Source organism: Luteimonas panaciterrae, from assembly GCF_020511115.1.
Taxonomy (GTDB): Bacteria; Pseudomonadota; Gammaproteobacteria; order Xanthomonadales; family Xanthomonadaceae; genus Luteimonas; species Luteimonas panaciterrae.
Genome location: NZ_JAJAVH010000069.1, coordinates 1 through 714, shown reverse-complemented (window position 1 = coordinate 714; position 714 = coordinate 1). Strand labels below are relative to the sequence as shown.

Sequence of the window (714 nt, the reverse complement as noted above, 5' to 3'; positions counted from 1 at the left end):
GCTGGACGCTACGGCACGAATCATGGGGGCCGCCGGTATCCGGGGAGCGGAGCTCGAGATCATCCAGGGGATAGAAGAGCTGTACTGAACCGCATGCGCACATGCCTCAGATCTCTCGGGCATGGCGCTTAGCGCGTGCGTTCACAGCGCAGAAGCCGAACCAAGCGTGGGTCACCGACATCACCTACATTCGCACCTACGAGGGCTTCTTGTATCTGGCCGTCGTGCTGGACCTGTTCTCGCGCCAGGTCGTGGGCTGGGCCACGCGGCCGACACAACACACCGACTTGATGCTGCAAGCGCTGCTGGCCGCGGTGTGGCGTCGCAAACCCGAACCCGGCCTGCTCTTGCACTCGGATCAAGGCAGTCAGTTCACCAGCGAAGATTGGCAGAGCTTTCTGAAGGCACACGGCATCGTGTGCAGCATGAGCCGGCGTGGGAACTGTCACGACAACGCGGCGATGGAAAGCTTCTTCCAGTTGCTCAAGCGTGAGCGGATCAAACAGCGGATATACAGCACCCATACTGACGCCCGCGGCGACGTGTTCGATTACATCGAGCTGTTTTACAACCCCAAGCGACGGCACAGTTCCAATGACGGGATGTCCCCGATAGAGTTTGAAAATCGGTACGCACATAGGCCGGAAGTGCTTACGATCCCCGGGACAGTCCACTAAACGGCTGACGACTGTCTACAAAAAACTGGGCGATTCA

Annotated in this window: 1 pseudogene; it reads left to right on the top strand. The window is 59.1% G+C overall.

The features are described from left to right. Positions 1 to 677: pseudogene (locus LG367_RS18290) on the top strand (IS3 family transposase); the annotation flags it as partial. Between the last annotated feature and the right edge of the window lie 37 nt (positions 678 to 714).